Genomic DNA, 320 nt, shown 5'->3' with positions numbered 1-320 from the left:
ACAAATTTGAAAATCTAACGTACGTTATCCCGCCAAAAGCTTCAGATGATATTCTTGTAGCGACAACGACACAAACAGGAGGATTAACTGGACGTAATTACGCATGGGTAGATTTGGTTCTTGTGGATAAAGAATTGGCAGACGAATATCAAAAGAAATTAAGTGAATATGAAAATGATGATATTCTAACGGCTGATTTAGAAAATAAATATGGCGCACAAGGTGGTTTTTCAATAAATAGAAATACACAGACCAACGAACTAATCTTAAATATTAATTTTTCTACAGGTGAAGCATTGCCATTAAAAACAGGACAAATC

Annotated in this window: 1 protein-coding gene; it reads left to right on the top strand. The window is 33.8% G+C overall.

Going from position 1 to position 320, the window contains the following annotated elements; all coding sequences use genetic code 11:
* Positions 1 to 320: hypothetical protein (locus tag AA089_RS25355; protein WP_046759420.1), on the top strand; the 320-nt coding region annotated here is incomplete at both ends.

The organism is Kordia jejudonensis (assembly GCF_001005315.1).
GTDB lineage: Bacteria > Bacteroidota > Bacteroidia > Flavobacteriales > Flavobacteriaceae > Kordia > Kordia jejudonensis.
This window is presented reverse-complemented; position numbering and strand designations above follow the sequence as displayed.